The organism is Kitasatospora sp. NPDC001225 (genome assembly GCF_053597855.1).
In genome coordinates, this window is sequence record NZ_JBSFJC010000327.1 from 1 (window position 1) to 2,883 (window position 2,883).

At 73.1% G+C, this 2,883-nt stretch carries 3 protein-coding genes; 1 reads left to right on the top strand and 2 read right to left on the bottom strand.

Going from position 1 to position 2,883, the window contains the following annotated elements; all coding sequences use genetic code 11:
* Nucleotides 1-145 precede the first annotated feature (145 nt).
* On the top strand, nt 146-1,507 hold the full coding sequence (locus ACWDCZ_RS39940; RefSeq protein WP_449818540.1) for a Fic family protein: 1,362 nt from the start codon (nt 146-148) through the stop codon (nt 1,505-1,507).
* A gap of 36 nt (nt 1,508-1,543) precedes the next feature.
* On the opposite strand, the gene ACWDCZ_RS39945 is transcribed toward ACWDCZ_RS39940, so the two are convergent.
* Nucleotides 1,544-2,185: a nucleotidyltransferase domain-containing protein gene (locus ACWDCZ_RS39945; RefSeq protein WP_449818541.1), complete on the bottom strand. Its 642-nt coding sequence runs from the start codon at nt 2,183-2,185 to the stop codon at nt 1,544-1,546.
* Nucleotides 2,186-2,275: 90 nt separating this feature from the next.
* Nucleotides 2,276-2,883 (bottom strand): class I SAM-dependent methyltransferase (locus tag ACWDCZ_RS39950; protein WP_449818542.1); only part of this gene is annotated, 608 nt, incomplete at its 5' end.

A 2,883-nucleotide genomic window follows, 5' to 3' on the forward strand; every position in this document is an offset into this window, starting at 1 on the left:
TTCCGATCTGTGCGGACCCACCGGCGTTCCGCAGTCAGACGGGTGACGGTCAGGGCGAGCAGCGGCGACGAGCGTGGTGCCCTGCCCTGTGGACTGCCGGAAAAGGTGTTGCTCGCGCCCCCGGGCCCCGTGGCACCCTGACCCGGTGCTCAACACGCTCCACCCCACAGACCTGACCTGGGACGACGTCGACCCCGCCGACCACCCCTTCGACCCAGCCTCGGTGGCGGGGGTGATCCGTTCCCTCGGGCCGGCGCGGCGGGTGCCCTCCCGGCTTGACCCGGCCATCGATCTGACCAGGGTCAACTGGGCCTGGGAGGTGGCCAAACCCTGGTCCGACGCCATGACGCACGTGCTGATGGAGCGCTACGGCCGCTGGGCGGCCGGGTGGCGCTGGTCGCTCGGCGAGGGGGACGTCGACGGCGGGCCGGTCGGGAACTGGTGCTGCGGATCGCACTCGATCACCACCCCGGAGCAGACCCTCGACCGGGTCGTGGCGGCGCTGTGCGAGTGGCGTGACTGGCTGGAGCGGCTCGCGGAGTGGTTCGAGGCCTACCCCCTGGACCCGGAGACCCTGGACGCGGACCGGATCCTGTGGGAGCGCGCCGCCCGCAACCTGATCCTGCAGGTGGCCGACCGGACGGGCGCCGAGAGCGGCTGGTACGGGCACTGCCGGCAGGTCCTGGAGTGGTTCCTCGGCTACTGGGGCGTCGCCCCTGAGCCGGCCGAGCGACTGGTTCGACAGGCGGTCGGCGGCCGGTTCAAGAGCTGGACCGCACCCGACACCGTCCTGGCCGATGAGGTCGCGGAGCGACTCGTCGGCCCACTGCGTCCGCAGGACATTTACTGGTCGCCGGACCCGGGCGAGCTCCCGGACCACCTGGAACGCTGGCTCGCCGTGCGCGAGAGCGTGCCGTGGTCGGACGGCGCCGACGGCGAGGACGGCACGGACAGCGGGCCGGTGACCCCCGCCCGCGACGGAGCGGCGGAGGACTTCCGCTTCTTCGACGCCGCCGTGGACGCCGCCCGAGCCGCCGGCCTGCTCACCGCACTGGAGCTGGTGCGGGCCGACGCGGCGCGTGGTGCCGTGCTCGACTTCGAGCTGCTGCGCGGCTGGCAGCAGCACGTGCTGGGCACCCCCGAGCCGCCGCCGCTGCGCACCCGCCCCGCCTTCGCCAAAGGCGGCGAGGAGCGCTACGGGATCGGCCCCGACACCCGCGCCCGCCTCGACGCCTGCCTGGCGCAGGCCGCCGACGGCCGGATCCCGCTGGCCGCGAGGGCGGCCCGGGTCTACCTGGATGTCTGCTTCTTCCACCCGTTCGACGACGGCAACGCCCGCGCCGCCCTGCTCACCCTGCTGTTCGTGCTGGCCCGCGCAGGCGTCACCCTCGACTCGGTGCTGCTCATCCGCCGGTTCGGCTACCGGGCCGACGACCCGCACGACGCGCTGAGCCTGTGCCGCTCCGTCGAGATCCACCTCAGGCAGAGCCGCGCCGCCGCTCAGTGACCGGCGGCAGTTGACACGGGGGCCCAGTGAAGGCGGCTACAGGTCCGCGAGCCAGGGGTGCCCCGGGTGTACGCGGGCGAGCAGGCCGGTCAGGGTCTCGCGTTGAGCCGGGGTCAGGTACGGGACGGTCGCGTCGAAGTCCGACTGGTCCTTGTCCCGGACGTGCTTGGCCTTGAACAGCAGGACCAGTTCGGGGGCCAGGTACGGGATGCCGTCCCGGGTGTGGTGGATGATCTCGCGGTAGGGGAGCCGGATCGTCTCGTCGCGCCGGCAGATCCAGGTGTCGCTGTCGTGCGGTTCGCGGAACACGTCGAGCAGGTAGTCGCCGGTGGCCGGATCGCGGAGCCAGGTCTGGTGGACGGCGGCCAGTACCTCCGGCGCGGCGTCCGCCCAGATCCGGCCGCTGCCCGCCGCGTCGAAGGCGTACCCGGGGAAGCGGTCGCGGACCTCGGGGAAGCCCGCGGCCGGAATCCCGATCTCGATGTCCCCGTGGGCGCGCGTCCGCCTGCCGCGGAACAGGTCCAGCGCCCACCCCGCGGCCACGTACCAGGGCGTGCCGATCCCGGCCAACCGCTGCGCGACCTCACCCGGAGTCCAGCAGGACGACCACCTGGCGGGGAGGGCCTCGATCTCGTCGGGGGACAGTTCGACGCCGCCGTCGGGTAGTTGCTCGCTCATCGCTGGAACCTATCAGCAGAGGGCCCGCCGTGGTTGTGGGCGGCGTACGTCCCGCGACCGCTCCGCTCGGCCACGGCCCCGCACGGCCCGTCAGCTCACGGGCCGCCGCACCCAGAACAGGACGTGGCCGTTGTCGCCCTCGGGGACGAACTCCTCGTGCGCCACCTCCAGGCCGGCGCACAGCAGCCAGGACCGGTTGGTCGCCGCGTCCGCGTGACTCCACCACATCGCGGCCCCGCCGCCGAGCCAGTTCTCGTCGGTGCCGGTCCAGGCCTGGTGCCCGGTGGTGACGAGGAGCCAGCCTCCCGGCCGCAGCCACGAGGCGATCCGCCCCAGCAGGGCCGGCTGCTCCCCGACCGGAATGTGGATCAGCGCGTACAGGCAGACCACGGCGTCGAAGGTCCCCGGCGGGAACGCCAGGGTCGTGGCGTCCGCTCGGATGAACTCGGCCTCCGGCACCAGCTCCCGTGCCCGCCGGATCTGGACGTCGCTGATGTCGACGCCCGTGACACGGCGCCCTGTCGCGGCGAGGGAGCGGGCCACGGGGACTCCGGTCCCGCATCCCACGTCCAGGACCGTGCCCGCTTCCGGGAGCCGCCCGAGCAACTCCTCGATCCACGATCCGTACTTCGTCTCGCTGTTGAACGCGCGTTCGTAACGCGCGGACAGCAGGTCGTATCCACGCCGGACCAGGTCCT